Annotated in this window: 16 protein-coding genes; 7 read left to right on the top strand and 9 right to left on the bottom strand. The window is 70.3% G+C overall.

The window, feature by feature from the left end; genetic code table 11:
- Positions 1-138: 138 nt before the first annotated feature.
- Positions 139-1,815 carry a ribonuclease J gene (locus E3O32_RS14290; protein ID WP_134510492.1) on the bottom strand — a complete coding sequence of 559 codons (1,677 nt, stop codon included), beginning with the start codon at positions 1,813-1,815 and terminating at the stop codon, positions 139-141.
- Positions 1,816-1,843: 28 nt separating this feature from the next.
- Positions 1,844-2,821, bottom strand: coding sequence for a 4-hydroxy-tetrahydrodipicolinate synthase (gene dapA / locus E3O32_RS14285; protein ID WP_134510491.1), 978 nt, complete (start codon positions 2,819-2,821; stop codon positions 1,844-1,846).
- Positions 2,822-2,940: 119 nt separating this feature from the next.
- On the opposite strand from dapA, the gene E3O32_RS14280 reads away from it, so the two are divergent.
- From E3O32_RS14280 to E3O32_RS14265, 4 genes are all read left to right on the top strand, one after another.
- Positions 2,941-3,390 carry a TlpA family protein disulfide reductase gene (locus E3O32_RS14280; protein WP_134510490.1) on the top strand — a complete coding sequence of 150 codons (450 nt, stop codon included), beginning with the start codon at positions 2,941-2,943 and terminating at the stop codon, positions 3,388-3,390.
- Complete coding sequence (locus E3O32_RS14275) at positions 3,371-3,892, top strand: DUF4395 family protein (RefSeq protein WP_134510489.1); 522 nt, start codon at positions 3,371-3,373, stop codon at positions 3,890-3,892. The genes E3O32_RS14280 and E3O32_RS14275 overlap by 20 nt, the downstream gene beginning before the upstream one ends.
- Positions 3,893-3,978: 86 nt before the next feature.
- Positions 3,979-4,404, top strand: a complete 426-nt coding sequence (locus E3O32_RS14270; RefSeq protein ID WP_134510488.1) for an OsmC family peroxiredoxin — start codon at positions 3,979-3,981, stop codon at positions 4,402-4,404.
- A gap of 15 nt (positions 4,405-4,419) precedes the next feature.
- Positions 4,420-5,310 (top strand): TIGR01777 family oxidoreductase, encoded by an 891-nt coding sequence (locus E3O32_RS14265; protein ID WP_134510487.1) that lies wholly within the window; start codon positions 4,420-4,422, stop codon positions 5,308-5,310.
- A gap of 25 nt (positions 5,311-5,335) precedes the next feature.
- Here E3O32_RS14265 and E3O32_RS14260 read toward each other — a convergent pair whose 3' ends face one another.
- Together E3O32_RS14260 and dapB are read right to left on the bottom strand one after the other, a co-directional pair.
- The gene (locus E3O32_RS14260; protein WP_134510486.1) at positions 5,336-5,797 is read right to left on the bottom strand and encodes a hypothetical protein; all 462 of its coding nucleotides are present in this window, start codon (positions 5,795-5,797) and stop codon (positions 5,336-5,338) included.
- Positions 5,794-6,636, bottom strand: a complete 843-nt coding sequence (gene dapB, locus E3O32_RS14255) for a 4-hydroxy-tetrahydrodipicolinate reductase (RefSeq protein ID WP_134510485.1) — start codon at positions 6,634-6,636, stop codon at positions 5,794-5,796. Before dapB ends, E3O32_RS14260 begins: the two co-directional genes overlap by 4 nt.
- A 63-nt stretch (positions 6,637-6,699) precedes the next feature.
- Between dapB and E3O32_RS14250 the strand changes: the two genes are divergently transcribed.
- Positions 6,700-7,206: a GNAT family N-acetyltransferase gene (locus E3O32_RS14250; RefSeq protein WP_134510484.1), complete on the top strand. Its 507-nt coding sequence runs from the start codon at positions 6,700-6,702 to the stop codon at positions 7,204-7,206.
- A gap of 48 nt (positions 7,207-7,254) precedes the next feature.
- Here the strand turns inward: E3O32_RS14250 and E3O32_RS14245 are convergent, their stop codons facing one another.
- The 3 genes from E3O32_RS14245 to E3O32_RS14235 all read right to left on the bottom strand — a co-directional run bounded on the left by E3O32_RS14245 (position 7,255) and on the right by E3O32_RS14235 (position 10,472).
- Entirely contained in the window at positions 7,255-7,857 is a 603-nt protein-coding gene (locus tag E3O32_RS14245; protein ID WP_134510483.1) for a histidine phosphatase family protein, read from the bottom strand.
- Positions 7,858-7,946: 89 nt separating this feature from the next.
- Positions 7,947-9,302, bottom strand: a complete 1,356-nt coding sequence (locus tag E3O32_RS14240) for a M16 family metallopeptidase (protein WP_134510482.1) — start codon at positions 9,300-9,302, stop codon at positions 7,947-7,949.
- Positions 9,303-9,413: 111 nt separating this feature from the next.
- Positions 9,414-10,472 (bottom strand): aldo/keto reductase, encoded by a 1,059-nt coding sequence (locus E3O32_RS14235; RefSeq protein ID WP_134510481.1) that lies wholly within the window; start codon positions 10,470-10,472, stop codon positions 9,414-9,416.
- Positions 10,473-10,677: 205 nt separating this feature from the next.
- On the opposite strand from E3O32_RS14235, the gene E3O32_RS14230 reads away from it, so the two are divergent.
- Positions 10,678-12,297 carry a peptide chain release factor 3 gene (locus E3O32_RS14230; RefSeq protein ID WP_134510480.1) on the top strand — a complete coding sequence of 540 codons (1,620 nt, stop codon included), beginning with the start codon at positions 10,678-10,680 and terminating at the stop codon, positions 12,295-12,297.
- 25 nt (positions 12,298-12,322) lie between these two features.
- Here E3O32_RS14230 and E3O32_RS14225 read toward each other — a convergent pair whose 3' ends face one another.
- Together E3O32_RS14225 and E3O32_RS14220 are read right to left on the bottom strand one after the other, a co-directional pair.
- Positions 12,323-14,431 carry a transglycosylase domain-containing protein gene (locus E3O32_RS14225; RefSeq protein ID WP_134510479.1) on the bottom strand — a complete coding sequence of 703 codons (2,109 nt, stop codon included), beginning with the start codon at positions 14,429-14,431 and terminating at the stop codon, positions 12,323-12,325.
- Positions 14,432-14,498: 67 nt separating this feature from the next.
- Positions 14,499-16,205, bottom strand: a complete 1,707-nt coding sequence (locus tag E3O32_RS14220) for a ribonuclease J (protein WP_198413036.1) — start codon at positions 16,203-16,205, stop codon at positions 14,499-14,501.
- A gap of 347 nt (positions 16,206-16,552) precedes the next feature.
- Here E3O32_RS14220 and E3O32_RS14215 point away from each other — a divergent pair, with 347 nt between their 5' ends.
- Complete coding sequence (locus E3O32_RS14215) at positions 16,553-17,056, top strand: glutathione peroxidase (RefSeq protein WP_134510478.1); 504 nt, start codon at positions 16,553-16,555, stop codon at positions 17,054-17,056.
- Positions 17,057-17,091: the final 35 nt, after the last annotated feature.

The raw sequence follows: 17,091 nt of genomic DNA, 5'->3' as shown, positions 1-17,091 counted from the left end.
CCGGGTCACCCCACGCCCACGCGATTGCGACCGCTTACCGTCCCGCACGTTCGGGATGGAGTTTTTCGCGACACGCCGTGCCCGGCACCCGGGACACCCGCGTGGCGCGAAATTCTCCGGTCTGAGCGCCGGAGCGGGCTACGCCTCGATCACCAGCGGGACGATCATCGGGCGGCGACGGAAGGCCACGTTCACCCAGCGGCCGACCGTGCGGCGCACGATCTGCTGCAGGGCGTGCGTGTCGCGCACCCCGTTCTGCGCGGCCTCGGCCAGGGCAGCCTCGATCTTGGGCCGCACGGCGTCGAAGACGGAGGCGTCCTCGGCGAATCCCTTGGCGTGGATCTCCGGGCCGACGATGACCTTGCCGGTGGAGGCGTCGACCACGATGATGATCGAGATGAACCCCTCCTCGGCGAGGGTGCGGCGGTCCTTGAGGTCGGCGTCGGTGATCTCGCCGACGCTCGACCCGTCGACGTAGACGTAGCCCAGGTCGAGCTGGCCGACCTTCCGCACGACGCCGGCGCGCAGGTCGAGCACGGTGCCGTCCTCGGCGAGAATCACGTTCGCGTCGGGCACCCCGGTCTCGACTGCGAGCTTGGCGTTGGCGACGAGGTGGCGGTACTCCCCGTGCACGGGCAGCACGTTCTTCGGCTTGAGGATGTTGTAGCAGTAGGTCAGTTCGCCGGCGGCGGCGTGCCCGGAGACGTGCACCTTCGCGTTGCCCTTGTGCACGACGGTGGCGCCGAGCTTGGTCAGCCCGTCGATGATCCGGTAGACCGCGTTCTCGTTGCCGGGGATCAGGCTGGAGGCGAGGATGACCGTGTCGCCGAGGCCCACCTCGACCTGGTGGTCCATGTTCACCATCCGGCTGAGCACGGCCATCGGCTCGCCCTGCGACCCGGTGGACATGTAGACGATCTTGTCGTCGGGGATGCTGCCGGCCTTCTTGAAATCGACCAGCACCCCCTCCGGCACCCGCAGGTAGCCGAGCTCGGCGGCGATGGTCATGTTGCGCACCATCGACCGGCCGAGCAGGGCCACCCTGCGGTCGTTCGCGTAGGCGGCGTCGAGCACCTGCTGCACCCGGTGCACATGGCTGGAGAAGCTGGCGACGATCACCCGGCGCGGGGCACGGGCGATGACGTCCTCGAGCACCGGGCCGATCAGGCGCTCGGAGGGGGTGAAGCCCGGGACATCCGCGTTCGTGGAGTCGACCAGGAAGAGGTCGACGCCCTCGGTGCCGAGCCGGGCGAATTCGCGCAGGTCGGTCAGCCGGTGGTCGAGCGGCAGCTGGTCCATCTTGAAGTCGCCCGTGTGCAGCACGGTGCCGGCGACGGTCTTGATCGCCACGGCCAGGGCGTCGGGGATCGAGTGGTTGACGGCGACGAACTCGAGGTTGAACGGGCCGAGGCGTTCCTTCTGGCCCTCCTTCACCTGCAGGGTGTACGGGGTGATCCGGTGTTCCTTAAGCTTCGCCTCGATGAAGGCGAGGGTCAGCCCCGACCCGATCAACGGGATGTCCTGCCGCAGCTTGAGCAGATATGGCACGGCCCCGATGTGGTCCTCGTGCCCGTGGGTGAGCACGACCCCGAGGATGTCGTCGAGGCGGTCCCTGATCGGGCTGAAGTCGGGCAGGATGAGGTCGACGCCGGGCTGGTGCTCCTCGGGGAACAGCACCCCGCAGTCGACGATGAGGATCTTGCCGTCGATCTCGAACGAGGTCATGTTGCGGCCGATCTCGCCCAGACCCCCGATCGGGATGACCCGCAGCGTGCCCGGTTCGAGGGGGGCCGGGTCGTAGACGTCGATGGGCATGGGCCCTCCTAGGGGGTCGGTGGCGTGATTAGCGTGTTGTTCCGGCGATCTTCGGCAGCGCGCCGCCCGCGGCGGCGTTGCGGTCGGGGCGGAAGTTGGAGAAGTCGACCCCGGGGATGTTCTTGACCAGGTCGATCTCGTCCTCGATCTGCGCGGCCTCGAAGTCCTCCGGGCCGACCAGGGGCAGGCGCACCCGCGGGCTGCCGATCCGGCCGAGGCCGTGCAGGATGTACTTGACCGCGACGGTGCCGGGGACGTGGGTCATGCAGGCCCGCACGAGGGGTTCGAGCTGGCGGTGCGCGGCGGTGGCCGTCTTCAGGTCGCCGGCGTTGACGGCGTCCACCATCTGGCGGTACGGCGTGGCCGCGATGTTCGCGGTGACGCCGATCAGGCCGGTCGCCCCGATCGACAGGTGCGGCAGCACATTCGGGTCGTCGCCGGAGAAGTAGAGCAGGTCGGTCTGGTTGAGCACCCGGCTGACCTGGGCCAGGTCGCCCTTGGCGTCCTTCACGGCGAGGATGTTCGGGTGCTTCGCGGCGCGCAGGATGGTCTCGTAGTTGATCGGGACGCCGGTGCGACTGGGGATGTCGTAGAGGATCACCGGCAGGTCGGTGGCGTCGGCGATCATCCGGAAGTGGGTGAGGATGCCCGACTGGGTGGGCTTGTTGTAGTACGGGGTGACGATCATGTTGCCGTCGGCGCCGGCCTTCTCGCTCTGGCGGGCGAGCTGCATGGCGTGCGCGGTCTCGTTGGAGCCGCCGCCGGTGATGATCTTGGCCCGGCCGGCCGCGACATCCTTGCCGACCTCGACCAGCCTGATCTTCTCCGGGTCGGTCAGGGTGGACGTCTCCCCGGTGGTGCCGGTGACGACGATGCCGTCGGCGCCCGCGGTGATCACGTCGTCGATGTGTTTCTCCACTCCCGCCCAGTCGACTTCGCCGTCGGCAGTGAAGGGAGTGACCAGGGCGACGAGGACCTGGCCGAAAGGGTTATAGGACGTAGACACGAATTACAGGCTATCGGTCACGGTGCGAGAGCGCACGCGGCGCCCGGCGCGGCCGGGCCTCCGCCGTAACCTGTCGTCACACTCCCCCGGCCGGTCCGGGACGCCCGTACCGTTGCGGAATGGATCCGATTCTCGCCCTCGGCAGTGTGCTGGCGCTCGTGGCCGCCGCGACCGGCCTCGGGCTGGCCTGGCGCGCCCGGCAGGGCCGCTTCACCGAGGTGGCGGAGGCGCCCGCGCTGACCCCGGCGGATGTCGCCAGCACCGCCCAGTTCGGCGCGGAAGCCACCCTGGTGCAGTTCTCCACCGAACACTGCTCCCGCTGCCCCGGCACCCACCGGATGCTCGCCGGCGTTGCCCGGTCCCGGCCCGGCGTCGTGCACGTCGAGGTGGACCTCACCCACCGGGCCGACCTGGCCCGCCGGTTCCAGGTCTTGCAGACCCCGACCACGCTGATCCTCGACCGGACCGGGCGGGTGCAGGCCCGGGTCGGCGGCGCCCCGCACAAGGCCGGAATCATCGCCCACCTCGACGACCTCCCCGGGAGCCGCCATGCCACTCTTGCCCGCTGAACCCGGCACGCCCGCGGCCGGAGCGGGTGCGCCCCGCCCCCGCCGGCCCGACCTCGACCCGCGCGGCCCGCGGTTCGGCGCCGGGATCACCGCCGTGCTGCTGCTCGTGGTGGTGTTCCTGTCGCTGACCGGGGCATCCGCCGCCGCGCTCTCGCTGCTCGTCGTGCTGGCCGCCCTGTTCGCCTGGGGCGCGATCGCGGGCGCCGGCCGGCACCCCTGGGGTCTGCTGTTCAAGCGTTTCGTGCGGCCCCGGCTGGCCCCGCCGGGTGCACTGGAGAACCCCGCCCCGCCGACGTTCGCCCAGGGCGTCGGCCTGCTGGTCACCCTCGTCGGCGTCGTGCTCGGCCTGGTCGGCCTGGCTCCGGCCGTGGGCATCGCCGCGGCGGCCGCGTTCGTCGCGGCCTTCCTCAACGCCGTGTTCGACTACTGCCTCGGCTGCCAGCTGTACCTGCTGCTGGTACGGTCCGGGCTGCTCGGCCGGGGGCCGGCCAGCGCCGGATAGCGGCCTCCCTGCCGATTCCCAGACGGGGTGGCCCCCTGCCGCCGGCCCCCATGGTTAGGCTGGAGGTTCACTCAGGAGGTAACACCATGGCATTGACCAGCGAAGCGACCACCGTCTGGACCGGCGATCTGAAGTCCGGCCAGGGCACCGTCTCCCTCGACTCATCGCAGGCCGCCGAATTCCCGGTCACCTGGCAGGCCAGGTCCGTCGGCAGCCCGAACACGACCAACCCGGAGGAACTCCTCGGCGCGGCCCACTCCGCCTGCTTCTCGATGGCCCTCGCCAACGGCCTCAGCGCCGCCGGTCACACGCCGGAGAGCATCCAGACCACCGCGGCGGTCACCTTCGAGGCCGGGGTCGGCGTCGTCGGCAGCCACCTCCTCGTCAGCGCCAGCGTGCCCGGCCTGACCGAGGAGGAGTTCGAGGCCTTCGCCGCGGACGCGAAGACCAACTGCCCGATCTCCAAGGCGCTGGCCGGCATCCCGATCACGATCGAAGCCGAGCTGGCCTAGCAGGGCCGGGCGTTCATGCGAGTTCTGGTCTCCGGGGCCTCCGGCCTGATCGGCACCGAGGTCTGCCGCCAGCTCGGCGCGGCGGGCCATACGGTCGCGCGCCTGGTGCGCCGCGACCCGCGGACGCCCAATGAATTCCGCTGGAATCCCGCCGCGCTGACCCTGGACGAGGCCGCGCTCGGGCAGGTGGATGCGGTGATCAACCTGTCCGGCGCGTCTCTCGCCCGGCTGCCGTGGACCCCCGGGTACCGGCGGCAGATCCTCGAGTCGCGGGTGCAGGCCACCCGCACGCTCACCGACGCCATGCGGCGAAGCGCCCACCCGCCGGCCGTGCTGCTCAACGCCTCCGCGGTCGGCATCTACGGTGACCGCCCCGGCGAGGTGCTCACCGAGCAGTCCGCTCCGGGCACCGATTTCCTGGCCGGCGTCGTCGCCGCCTGGGAGGCCGAGGCCGCTCGGGCGCCGGAGCAGACCAGGGTCGTGACCTTCCGCACCGGGCTGGTCATCGCCCGGGGCGGCGCGCTGCGGCCGCTGCTGCCGCTGGTCCGCCTGGGCGTGGCCGGTCCGCTCGGCCGCGGCACCGCGCACTGGCCGTGGATCAGCCTGCACGACGAGGCCGCCGCGATCGTGCACCTGCTCGGTTCGGCACTGTCCGGCCCGGTGAACCTGGTCGGCCCGACCCCCGCCAGCTCGAACGACGTGATCAAGGCCGTGGCCACGGCCCTGCACCGCCCGTTCCGGATCCCCGTGCCCGAGCTGGTGCTCACCGTCGCCCTGCAGGACGCCGCGCGTGCACTGCTGCTGGCCGACCAGCAGGTCGATTCGACCCTGCTGCAGAACGACGGTTTCGTCTTCTCCCAGCGCACCGCGGCCGAGGCCGTCGACTGGATGCTCGCCCAGCCCTGACCAGGCCAGGCAGGTCACACTACCGCTACCGGGGCGGCGCGACCGCGTGCATGGAGCGTTCGAGGGCAATGGCGGTGCGGATGGCGCCGCGCGCCCGGCGACGGTCCCCCGACGCGTCGTAGGCCAGTCCGAGGCGGAACCAGGCCCGCCAGTCGCCGGGGGCGGCATCCACTGCAGCCGTGAACCGAGGGAACTGCGCGTCGGCGGCGTCCCGGAGCGGCCGTCCACTCGGACGGGTGGGCAGGTCTTCGACGGGGAGGCCGCCCTCGCGCTCCAGCTGCCGCACGAGGCGTTCGGAGTCTCGGCCGAACCGGAGTTCGAGCACGAGCGCCCAGACCCCGATCAGCGGCAGGATGATCAGCGCCACCCCGATCAGGATGCCGACGGGGTCGCCGCTCTGCACGAACAGCACCGCGCGCCAGCCGACGAGGACCAGGTAGAACGCCAGGAGGAGGGCCATCGGGACGACGGCCAGGCGGCCCTTCATGCGCCGGCGCCTGAACTGTCGAGAACAGAGCCGTCGGGCACGGCGCCGTCGGGTGTGGAGTCGTCCGGTCCCGGTTCCGCCGGGACATCCGGCCGGACCGGCTCCCCGAGGCCGAGGTCCACGACCTGGTCGAGCCCGACCGTCACGCCGCGCGCCGACACGGCCGCGGCGAGGGCCAGCAGGATGCCGCGCTCGTAGGCAGCCGCGGAGAGGGTGTTGTGGCTGATCGTCAGGGTCTCCCCCGTGCCGCCGAAGATGACGTCCTGGCGGGCGAGCAGCCCCTCGAGCCGGAGGCTGTGCACCGGGACGCTGGAGACTTGCTGGCCGCGGGCTCGCTGGTCGATGTGCGGCGCGGACACCGGCCCGAGGCCGGCCCTGGCCCGCCCGATCAGTTCGGCCGTGCGCACCGCGGTGCCCGACGGCGAGTCGACCTTGCCGGCCTGGTGCGCCTCGACGATCTCGATCGAGTCGAAGAACCGGGCCACCATGGCCGAGAGCGCGGTGCCGATGACCGAGCCGATGGAGAAGTTGGGGATGATGACCACGCCGGTGTCGTCGCGCCCGGCGATGCGGCGGGCGAGGGCGTCGATCCGCTCCTGCGACCAGCCGGAGGTGCCGACGAGCACACGGAGCCCATGGTCGACGGCGAAGTCGACGACGCCCTGGCTGGCCCGGGGCACGGTCAGGTCGATCACCACGTCGGCGCCGAGCATCTCGGCCAGGTCGCTGGCGGAGTTCAGCCCGGCGACGAGGTCGTAGCCGTCCGTCTTCTCGACCAGTGCGGCGACGAGGCGGCCCATCGTTCCCGTTACGCCGACGATGGCCACCCGTGTTGTCATGGGTCCAATCTACCAAGGGCGGCGGGCCATTGCCGCAGCGGCCGGGCGAAGTAGCCTTGACCCATGTCCGATTCTCCAGCCCCGGCCTTCAGCGACGTGTCGGTGACGGATGCCGGCTCGATCGTGCTGCTCACCCAGTACTTCAGTGATCGTGAGTCGAGCTTCCCGGCCGATCAGGGTGCCTACCGCACCACCTTCCCGACGCCGGGCGAGTTCGTGCAGCCGAACGGGGTGTTCCTGCTGGTCAGCGAGGAGCCCGGCAAACGGGAACGCGCGTTCGTGGGGTGCGGCGGCATCCGCCGGATCGCTGATTCGCCGGCCGGCCGGGTGCGCTACGAGGTCAAGCACCTCTGGCTGCAGCCGCAGGTGCGTGGCCGGGGCTGGGGCCGCGTCCTGCTCGCCGAGCTGGAACGGCGGGCGCGGGACTTCGGCGCCGACGAGCTCGTGCTCGACACGAACGCGAGCCTGACAGCGGCCGGGGTGCTCTACTCGAGCGCCGGGTACGAGGACTGCGCACCCTACAACGACAACCCGAACGCCACCAACTGGTACCGCAAGCTGCTCGCCTGAGGCCGTCCGGGCGCGCTTCGCTCGAAGCGCGCCGCGAGAAGCGCGCCGCTAGAAAAGGAGCGGGTCGGGCAGGCCTGTGCGCAGCTCCACGGGGAGGTGCCCGGTGTCGTTGTGGGTGACCATGGTCCACGGCCGGCCGGGCTTCTGGTGCAGCACCGTGAGGCCGCAGTTGGCCTGGTTGATGCTGATCCAGCGCCAGTCCGGTGCGCCGAGCACCTCGCGCACGAACCAGGCGATGACGAAGTTGTGGGTGATCAGCAGGTCGTGGTGTTCCCCGCGCCTCGGCTGGAGGAACTCGGCGACGGCGTCCTCCATCTGGGCGCTCCCGGCCTCGATCTCCGCCTCGGTGACCGCACCGAAGAACGGGGCGTAGGCCGTCGGGGTCTCCGGCGCCCTGCCGGACGGAATGCAGTCGAAGAGCAGCGCCGAGGGTTCGGGCGTGAGCGCGGGCAGGCGCTGGGCGATGATCTTCGCCGTCTCCGCGGCCCGCTGCAGCGGGGAATGGTACGCGGCCGTGAACGGCACCCCGCCGAGGCGCTCGGCGATCAGCTGGGCCTGGCGCTTGCCGCGCGCGGACAGCGGGCCGTCCGGCAGGCCGTGTTCGGCATCCTGCTGTTCACCGTGGCGCACGAGGTAGATGTAGTGGGGCAAGTTGTTCTCTTTCGATTCGCTGCGCCCGGGTGAGCGGTGGGCGGCCGGGTCGGATGCCGGCGTCTGCGCCGGAGTCGGTTGGCGGGAAGTCAGGAGCGGAGCGGGTCCGGCAGGATGGCCGCGAAGGCGTCAGGCTCCAGCGCGCCGACGGCGGCGATCGATAGCGGGCCGGCCGCCAGGTCGACGGCCAGCGCCTGGACGTCCGCGGCGGTGACCAGGGCAAGGCGGCGGAGCGCCTCATCGAGGTCGATGAACTCACCGAGGGTGATCTCGGAGCGGCCCAGCCGGGACATCCGGGTGTCGGAGTCCTCGAGGGCGAGGGCGGATGCCCCCGACAGCTGGCCCGACGCCCGCTTCATCTCGTCGGCGGTGACGCCGTGCTCGGCGAGCCGGTGCAGCTCGCTGAGCATCAGCTCGGCGACCTGGCCGGCCTTCGCCGGCGTGCAGCCGGCGTACATGCCGAACAATCCGGCGTCGGAGTAGCCGGGGGCGAAGGAGTAGACCGAGTAGGCCAGTCCGCGCTTCTCCCGCACCTCCTGGAACAGTCGGGAGGACATGCCGCCGCCGAAGATGGAGTTCAGCACGCTCATCGTGACGCGCCGGTCGTCGGTGGCGAGGAGGCCGGGGAACCCCATCAGTAGGTTGGCCTGTTCCAGCGGCCGCGGCACGATCGTGAGCCGGGCACCCTGGCTGATGCCCGCCGGGCTGCCGGAGCGTCGGCCGACGGGCGCGGCGTATTCGCTCAGGTCCCAGCCGGCCAGGGCGAGGGCACGGGTCACGGCCGCGACGAGCACGTCGTGGTCGACCGCCCCCGCCACCGTGACGACGAGGTCCTGAGGGCGGTAGTTGGCCCGGTAGTGCTCGTGCACGGCGGCGTGGGTGGCGGCCCGGATCGTGTCGGGGCTGCCGCCGATCGGCCGGCCGAGCGGATGCTCCCCCATCACGGCCTCGAAGAATCGCTCGTTCGCGACGTCCGACGGGTCGTCGTCGGCCATGGCGAGTTCTTCGAGGATGACGCCGCGTTCGTTCTCGAACTCGACCGGGTCCAGCAGCGACGAGGTGAGCATGTCGGTGAGCACCTCGACCGCCATCGGCAGGTCACGGTCCTGCACCTTGGCGTAGTAACAGGTGTACTCCTTGGCGGTCATCGCGTTGTGCTCGCCGCCGACGGAGTCGAAGGCGATCGCGATGTCCAGCGCGGTGCGCTTCGCCGTGCCCTTGAACAGGAGGTGCTCCAGGAAGTGGGTCGACCCGAAATGGCCGGGCTCCTCGTCGCGGGAGCCGACGGCGACCCAGTAGCCGATGGTCAGGCTGCGACTGCCGGGCACGTGCTCGCTGACGATGCGCACACCGCTCGGCAGCACGCTGCGGCGTACGAGGGACTCACCGGCCGCTCGGAAGGAGAGTTCGGCCAGGTCCAGGGGAAACTCAACGGCACCGTTCATATCTCCCCCACCCTACGTCACCGGGCCTGCGCGGCCGAGGCCCGACTCGCGCCCGCGGGCGACCCGATTCCGCCACGGCGGGCGTCGCCCCTGGGCGTCGCGGCGGCGTCGCTAGGCCGAGGCCCGGTCCAGGTCCACCATGTCGCCGCGGGTCAGGCGGATGCCGGCGGCGGCCAGGAGCGCCTCCACCTGGTCGGGGTGGCTGGCGCTGGCCACCGGGGCGACGACCTGGCCGCGGGCGAGGAGCCAGGCGATCGCGATGGTCGCCGGGGCCACGGCGTGCTCCTCGGCGATGCGGTCGACGACCGCGAGCATCCGCAGCCCGGTGCGGGTGACGTATTTGGCGGCGCGGGCGGCGCGGGTCGTCTTCTGCAGGTCGGCCTTCGACCGGTAGCGGCCGGCCAGGAAGCCGTGCGCGAGAGCGAAGTAGGGCAGCACCGACATGCCCTGCGCCCGGGTGACCAGCGCCAGCGAGGACTCGAACGGCGCGCGGTGGAGCAGGCTGTACTGGGTCTGCAGCGCCACGAACCGGGGCAGGCCGTTGGCGGCGAGCACCCGGGCCTCCATCAGGCGTTCGGCGGAGAAGTTCGACGCGGCGAGGTAGCGCACCTGGCCGCTGCGGATGAGCACGTCGACGGCGCCGAGGCTCTCCTCCAGGGGAACGGTCGGATCGTCGAAGTGGAAGTGCAGAAGGTCGATGTAGTCGGTGCCGAGCCGGTCGAGCGAGGCCTGCACGGCGCCGATGATGCTGCGCGGCGACAGCCCGGGGTTGTCCCGGTTCTTGCCGATCTTGGTGGCGATCACGGTGCCGTCGCGGGCGCCGCGGGAGCGCAGCCAGTTGCCGACGATCACCTCGCTTCGCCCGGAGGTGTAGCTGTCGGCGGTGTCGAGGAAGTTGCCGCCGAGGTCGCGGTGCGCATCGAGCACCCGGGCGCTGGTCTCCCCGTCTGCCGTCCAGCCGAACACGCTCGTGCCGAGGGCGAGCGGGTGGACCGTGAGGTCGGTGTCGGCGATGGTGCGGCGGAGGCTCTGCGGCGTCGGCAGGGACTGCACGGAGACGGATACGGGGATGGGGAGCGAGATGGCGGGCGGGCCCTGCAACGCTGCCGGCCCGGTGGACGGCGCGCTCACGGGCCGCGTGCCGTGTCCGTGCATGGCCGGTCGGGGCATCCGTCACTCCCTCCGCTCAGTGCCGAGAATAACCCCCGCACCCGTTCAGACAAAGGACACGCCCTAACCGTTACCAAACCGTGGGGTCCCGGGCCCGAAACGAGCCTCTCGCGGGTCAAGTTAGAGTTGGAGGGGAACGATTCTGACCTGGCCGCCGCAGAGGCGTCGCCTCCGCCGGCCTGAATCGCCCGTGAAAGAAGGATCCATGACGCAGCCCATCGGCCTGTCCACGCCCGAGGTACTCTCTGAGGCTCGACGACGCCGCACGTTCGCCGTGATCTCCCACCCCGACGCGGGGAAGTCGACGCTCACCGAGGCGCTGCTGCTGCACGCGCGTGCCATCACCACCGCCGGGGCCACCCACGGCAAGGCGGGGCGCCGCGGCACGGTGTCCGACTGGATGGCGATGGAGCAGGCCCGCGGCATCTCGGTGACCAGCGCGGCGATCCAGTTCGAGTACCGCGACGCCGTGATCAACCTCGTCGACACCCCCGGCCACGCCGACTTCTCCGAGGACACCTTCCGGGTGCTCTCGGCCGTCGACGCCGCCGTCATGCTCGTGGACGCGAGCAAGGGCCTCGAGGTGCAGACCATGAAGCTGTTCGAGGTCTGCCGGCAGCGCAACCTCCCCGTGATCACCGTCATCAACAAGTGGGACCGCCCCGGCGCCGAGGCGCTCGACCTGATGGATGAGATCCGCCGGCGCACCGGCCTGATCCCCACTCCGCTGACCTGGCCGGTCGGGATCGCCGGGGACTTCCGCGGCGTGATCGAGCGTTCCAGCCACGAGTTCGTGCGGTTCACCCGCACCGCCGGCGGCGCGAAGGCCGCCGGCTTCGAACGGGTGAGCGCGGATGTCGCCGCCGCCGACGAGGGCGACGCCTGGCAGACCGCGACCGAGGAGTCGGAACTGCTCACCGAGGAGGACCAGGACCACGACGAGGCCAGGTTCCTGGCCAATGAGACCACCCCCGTGCTCTTCGCCGCCGCCGTGCTCAACTTCGGGGTGCAGCACATCCTCGACACCCTGGTCGACTTCGCCCCGGCCGCCGAGGCACGCGAGGACGCCTCCGGCGGCCACCGCCCCGTCGGCAGCGCGTTCTCCGGCTTCGTCTTCAAGGTGCAGTCCGGCATGAACGCCTCCCACCGGGACCACGTCGCTTTCGTCCGGGTCTGCTCAGGGCAGTTCCGCCGCGGCATGATCGTCACCCACGCGGCCAGCGGCCGGCCGTTCGCCACGAAGTACGCGCAGCACCTGTTCGGCCGGGAACGCGAGGTTGCCGATGAGGCCTGGCCCGGCGACATCGTCGGCCTGGTCAACGCCTCAGCGCTCCGGGTGGGCGACTCGATCTTCGAGGGCGACCCGGTGGAGTACCCGCCGCTGCCGATGTTCGCCCCGGAGCACTTCCGGGTGGTGCGCTCGGCCGACAGCAGCAAGCACAAGCAGTTCCGCCGCGGGATCGACCAGCTCGACCACGAGGGGGTCATCCAGGTGATGCGCTCCGATCTGCGCGGCGACCAGTCCCCCGTGCTCGGCGCGGTCGGGCCGATGCAGTTCGAGGTGGTCGAGGAGCGGATGACCCACGACTTCGGCGCGGCCATCCGTTCGGAGGCCCTGCCCTACCAGATCGCCAGGCGCACCGACCGGGAGAGCGCGCTGATCCTGGGCCACGACCGGCAGGTCGAGGTGCTGATGCGTTCGGACGGCACCCTGCTCGCCCTGTTCAGCACGGTCTGGCGGCTGCGCAACACGGTGCGCGACCACCCGGAACTGCTGCTCGAGGACCTTGCCACCGGCAGCCCGGAGGTGGCCGCCGCGCACTGACCCGGCGGCGAACCGCCGGGGCAGGTCAGCGGGTCATGCTCCGCGGCGGCTCGGGGAACTCGTCGCCGCCGAATTTCTCGTTGGCGACGCTCATCATGTCGGGCCACATCCGGTGCCGGGCGGTGGCCGCCTGGCCGTTGTCGAAGTAGGTGTCCCGTTGGTCCTGCCCGGCGCCGGACACGGTCACGACGCCGACGACGGTGGCGACCTTGGTGCTCGCCCCGGCCATCCAGGTGTCCTTGTTCTCGTCGGTGGTGCCGGTCTTGCCGATCATCGGCACCTCCGGGTCGGTCGCCCGGTTCGAGGTGGTCCCCGTGCCGCTGGTCATCACCCGGTGCATCGCGTAGGCCATCGCGGCCGCGACGTCCGGGCTGACGGATTGCGTGCAGGTCGACGTGGGGGCGGGGATCTCCGCGCCGTCCGGCCCGACGATCCGGTCGATCAGGATCGGGCTGCAGGTGGTCCCCTGGTTGGCGATCCCGGCGTACGCGGCCGCCATGGCCAGGGGGGCGATCTCGTTGGTGCCGAGCACCGACGCGGCACCCTGCTGGAGCGGATCCCCGTCGGCCCGGTGCACGCCGAAGGCTTCGGCGGTCTTGCGGATGCCGCACAGGTCGAGTTTCTTCGCCATGCCGATGAACCCGGTGTTGATCGAGCTGATCGTCGACTGGAGGGCGGAGTAGTACGACCCGTTCTCGTAGGAGGCGTCGTTGTTGGGGTCGAAACTCGTGCCGTATTCCTGGGGTCCGTTGCAGCTGTCCTGGAAGACGCCCCAGTCCGAGCGCTGCCGGGAGCTGACCGAGTCGGCGAGGGAGTTGCCCTCCTTGAGCCATTCGGCCAGGGTGAAGACCTTGTAGGTCGACCCGGTCTGGAACCCCTTCGACCCACCCTGGTCGGAGTCGGTGTTGAAGTTGATGCCCGTGGCGTTGGGGTTGGCGGCGGCCACGGCCGGATCCTGGGTGTAATCCTTGTTCTGGGTCATCGCGAGCACCCGTCCGGTGCCGACGCCCACGCTCGAGATGACGCCGCCGACATCCCAGTCCTCGAAGGACTTCGGGACGTTCTCGGTCATGGTCGTCTCGGCGGCGGCCTGCAGGTCGAGGTCCAGGGTGGTGTAGACGTTGTAGCCGCCGAGCCGGAAGTTGGCCAGCCGGGTGGCGCGATCCGCGCCGAAGGCCGGGTCGTTGCGCAGCGTGCGCAGCACCAGGTCGCAGAAGTAGGCGCTGCCGGCGGCGCTCTGGCAGCCGGTGCTGGGTTCGGTGATGGTCGGGGTGATCGGAGAGGCGATCGCGGCGTCGTGGTCGGCCGTGCTGATTTTCTTGTGCTTCAGCATCTCGCCGAGGATGTAGTCCCTCCGTTCCTTATTGTCCGCGTAGCCGGTGGCCGCACCGTTGGTGGCGCTCTCCGGCTTGTCGAGCTGGAACTTGACCGGGTTGTTCACGATCGCCACGAGGCTGGCCGCCTGCGGCAGGGTCAGCGCGGCGGCCGTCGTGTTGAAGTAGTAGTTCGCCGCAGATTCGATGCCGTAGACGGACCCGCCGAAACCGGTGATGTTCAGGTACTGGCGCAGGATGTCGGCCTTGGAGGACTTCTTCTCCAGCCCGATCGCGAGGCTCATCTCCTTGAGCTTGCGGTCGGGGCTCGTCTCCGTCGCGGTGTCGTAGCAGCTGGCCCGCTTCGCCTCGTCGGCCAGGGTCTCGCATTTCTGCACGAGCACGTTCTTCACATACTGCTGGGTGATCGACGACCCGCCGCGGGCCGTCCCGGTCACCAGGGTCGACACGAGACCGGAGACCGTCCCCCAGATGTCCACGCCGCCGTGGTCGTAGAAGCCGGGGTCCTCGGCGGAGGTCGCCGCATCCTTCACGAACTGGCTGATCGCATCCGAGGCGACCTCGACCCGGTTCTGGTCGTAGAACGACGCCAGCAACTGCGGCGTGCCGTCGCTCCGGGTGGCGTAGACGTTGCTCTTCTGCGACAACCGGCCGATGGCCAGGTCGTCGGGCAGGCTGATGACGAAGGCGACCAGGGTCGTCGCGAGCAGGGCCACGATGACGGCGGCGGAGACCAGTACGATCGACCGGCGGCGCGTTCGACGACGCGCCTTCTTCCGGCTGGGCAGTTCATGAGTCATGGGGCGATATCACTTCCGGGTTCGGCGAAGACGGAGGCCGCCGGGCTGGGGGCCCGGCGGCACCCGCTCACGCGTCGACGACGACCGAGGTGATCACCGGGATGCGGCGGTACTTGCGCTGCATCCACCGGGTCACGCTCTGGGTGAAGATGTCCTCGAGCTGCGGCCCGTCGACGATCTTGATCTTGTTGGCGGCGCGGAGGGCGTCATCGATCGACTTGGTGGCGCCGGCGATCCATTCCCTGTCCTGCACGAAGCCGCGCGCGATGAATTCGACCGGTTCGGTGAGCACGCCGGTGCGGGTGTCCAGGATGCCGAGGATGGTCACGGCACCGTCGTTGGAGAGCTGCAGGCGGTCGGCGAGGGCTTCCTCGGTGGCGCCGCTGCCGACGGTGACCCCGCCGTTGCCGGTCATGCCGTCGACGAAGACGAGTTCGCAGGCGACGCGGCCGGTGATCCGGGCCAGGCCGTCGACGAGGTCCACGACGACGCCGTCCTCGATGATCAGGACCTGCTCCTCCGGAATGCCGGTGCGAACGGCGAGTTCACCGTTGGCCTTGAGGTGGCGCCATTCGCCGTGGATCGGCATGACGTTCTTCGGCTTGACGAGGTTGTAGCAATAGACGAGCTCGCCGGCGCTGGCGTGGCCGGAGACGTGCACCCGGGCGTTGCCCTTGTGCACGACGTTGGCACCCCAGCGGGTGAGGCCGTTGATGACCCGGTAGATCGAGTTCTCGTTGCCGGGGATCAGCGAGCTGGCCAGGAGCACGGTGTCGCCCTCGCCGATCTTGATCTGGTGTTCCCGGTTCGCCATGCGCGACAGGGCCGCCATCGGCTCGCCCTGCGAGCCGGTGCAGATGAGCACGACCTTGTCGTCCTTCATCCGGTCGAACGCCTTGACGTCGACGATGAGGCCCTTGGGCACCTTGAGGAAGCCGAGCTTCTCGGCGATGGCCATGTTGCGCACCATCGAGCGGCCGACGAAGGCGACCTTGCGGTTGTGGCGGGCGGCGGCGTCGATGACCTGCTGGATGCGGTGCACGTGGCTCGCGAAGCTGGAGACGATGATCCGGCGCGGTGCGGTGCGGAAGACGGAATCGATGGCCGGACGGATGTCTTCCTCGGTCATCGTGAAGCCGGGAACCTCGGCGTTGGTCGAGTCGGTCATGAACAGGTCGACACCCTCCTCGCCGAGCCTGGCGAAGCCGGGCAGGTCGGTGAGGCGGTTGTCGAGCGGGAACTGGTCCATCTTGAAGTCGCCGGTGGCGAGCACCAGGCCGGCCTCGGTGCGGATGGCGATGGCGAGCCCGTCGGGGATCGAGTGGTTCACGGCGAGGAACTCGAGGTCGAACGGGCCGGCCTTGCGGCGCTGCCCTTCCTTGACCTGGATCAGGCGCGGGACGATGCGGTGCTCTTCCATCTTGGCGCTGAGGAAGGCGAGGGTGAGCTCGGACCCGATGATGGGGATGTCCTTGCGCTCGCGCAGGAGGTACGGGACGCCGCCGATGTGGTCTTCGTGGCCGTGGGTGAGCACGATCGCCTCGATGTCCTGCAGCCGCCCGCGGATGGCGGAGAAGTCGGGCAGGATCACGTTGATGCCGGGCTGGGTCTCTTCGGGGAAGAGCACGCCGCAGTCGACGATGAGCAGTTTGCCCTTGTGCTCGAAGACGGTCATGTTGCGGCCGATCTCACCGAGGCCGCCGAGCGGGGTGATCCGGAGGCCGCGCTTCGGCAGCGCCGGCGGCGTGGACAGGTCAAGCTGGTGCTTGGTCAATGAAACTCATTTCTCAGGGTGAGACCGCGCGCAAGGCAGTCAGGTCTCGGTAGGTGGGCCGGTGTGCGGTCCTGGTGAACGGGTGGTGCAAAGTTCGGATTCGCGCCTCGTCCTGGGGGACGTGGCCGGTCTGGCCGCCCGATGGGCAACAGTGCCCGGGGCCGGCTCGAGGGCGGCGGAGTCGCGATCTGGTGGCTGCCGATGCCGGGCAGGCGCGATGATGGCGACTCCCCAGCCTACCGCACCGGGCCGCGGACGGCAGTCCGGTGCCCCGGTTGCCGTGTCCTGCCGCGTTGCCCCGGCCGTCCGCCCAGCGATCTCGAAGGGTGCACCGTTAGCATCGCCTCATGTCAGCCAGCGCACTCTACGAGACCCCCCTCACCCTCATCGACGGCACCGAGACCACCTTCGGGCAGTTCAGGGGAAAGACGGTGCTCGTCGTGAACGTCGCCTCCAAGTGCGGGTTCACCCCGCAGTACGCCGGCCTGGAGGCGCTCTACGAGAAGTACGCGGACGACGGCCTGGTCGTGCTCGGCCTGCCGTGCAACCAGTTCATGGGCCAGGAGCCCGGCGACGAGGCGTCGATCGAATCCTTCTGCCAGCTCAACTTCGGCGTCACGTTCCCGCTGACCGAGAAGGTGGACGTGCGCGGCAAGAACCAGCATCCGCTCTACGCCCAGCTCACGAAGTTCAAGAGCGGCCTGCTCCCCGGCCTGATCAAGTGGAACTTCGAGAAGTTTCTGGTCAGCCCGACCGGGGAGATCGTCGACCGGTTCGCCTCGACCGTCGAGCCCGAATCCGACGACATCGTGCGCGCGATCGAGAAGACCCTCGCCGCCAGCGCGGCCTGACCGCTCGCCTCACCGCGCCGCCTCACCGCGCCACC

This window comes from Cryobacterium mannosilyticum (genome assembly GCF_004402705.1).
GTDB lineage: Bacteria > Actinomycetota > Actinomycetes > Actinomycetales > Microbacteriaceae > Cryobacterium > Cryobacterium mannosilyticum.
Note: the sequence above shows the minus strand (reverse complement) of the source record. Positions and strands in the feature narration are given on the sequence as shown.

What these genes read in the sequence shown, in the direction of transcription:
- E3O32_RS14250 (WP_134510484.1), top strand. Translation starts at nt 6,700, where the DNA reads ATGTCCGATTCTCCAGCCCCGGCCTTCAGCGACGTGTCGGTGACGGAT.
- E3O32_RS14260 (WP_134510486.1), bottom strand. Translation starts at nt 5,797, where the DNA reads ATGAAGGGCCGCCTGGCCGTCGTCCCGATGGCCCTCCTCCTGGCGTTC.
- E3O32_RS14265 (WP_134510487.1), top strand. Translation starts at nt 4,420, where the DNA reads ATGCGAGTTCTGGTCTCCGGGGCCTCCGGCCTGATCGGCACCGAGGTC.
- E3O32_RS14280 (WP_134510490.1), top strand. Translation starts at nt 2,941, where the DNA reads ATGGATCCGATTCTCGCCCTCGGCAGTGTGCTGGCGCTCGTGGCCGCC.
- E3O32_RS14290 (WP_134510492.1), bottom strand. Translation starts at nt 1,815, where the DNA reads ATGCCCATCGACGTCTACGACCCGGCCCCCCTCGAACCGGGCACGCTG.
- E3O32_RS14240 (WP_134510482.1), bottom strand. Translation starts at nt 9,302, where the DNA reads ATGAACGGTGCCGTTGAGTTTCCCCTGGACCTGGCCGAACTCTCCTTC.
- dapB (WP_134510485.1), bottom strand. Translation starts at nt 6,636, where the DNA reads ATGACAACACGGGTGGCCATCGTCGGCGTAACGGGAACGATGGGCCGC.
- E3O32_RS14225 (WP_134510479.1), bottom strand. Translation starts at nt 14,431, where the DNA reads ATGACTCATGAACTGCCCAGCCGGAAGAAGGCGCGTCGTCGAACGCGC.
- E3O32_RS14235 (WP_134510481.1), bottom strand. Translation starts at nt 10,472, where the DNA reads ATGCCCCGACCGGCCATGCACGGACACGGCACGCGGCCCGTGAGCGCG.
- E3O32_RS14215 (WP_134510478.1), top strand. Translation starts at nt 16,553, where the DNA reads ATGTCAGCCAGCGCACTCTACGAGACCCCCCTCACCCTCATCGACGGC.
- E3O32_RS14275 (WP_134510489.1), top strand. Translation starts at nt 3,371, where the DNA reads ATGCCACTCTTGCCCGCTGAACCCGGCACGCCCGCGGCCGGAGCGGGT.
- E3O32_RS14230 (WP_134510480.1), top strand. Translation starts at nt 10,678, where the DNA reads ATGACGCAGCCCATCGGCCTGTCCACGCCCGAGGTACTCTCTGAGGCT.
- E3O32_RS14270 (WP_134510488.1), top strand. Translation starts at nt 3,979, where the DNA reads ATGGCATTGACCAGCGAAGCGACCACCGTCTGGACCGGCGATCTGAAG.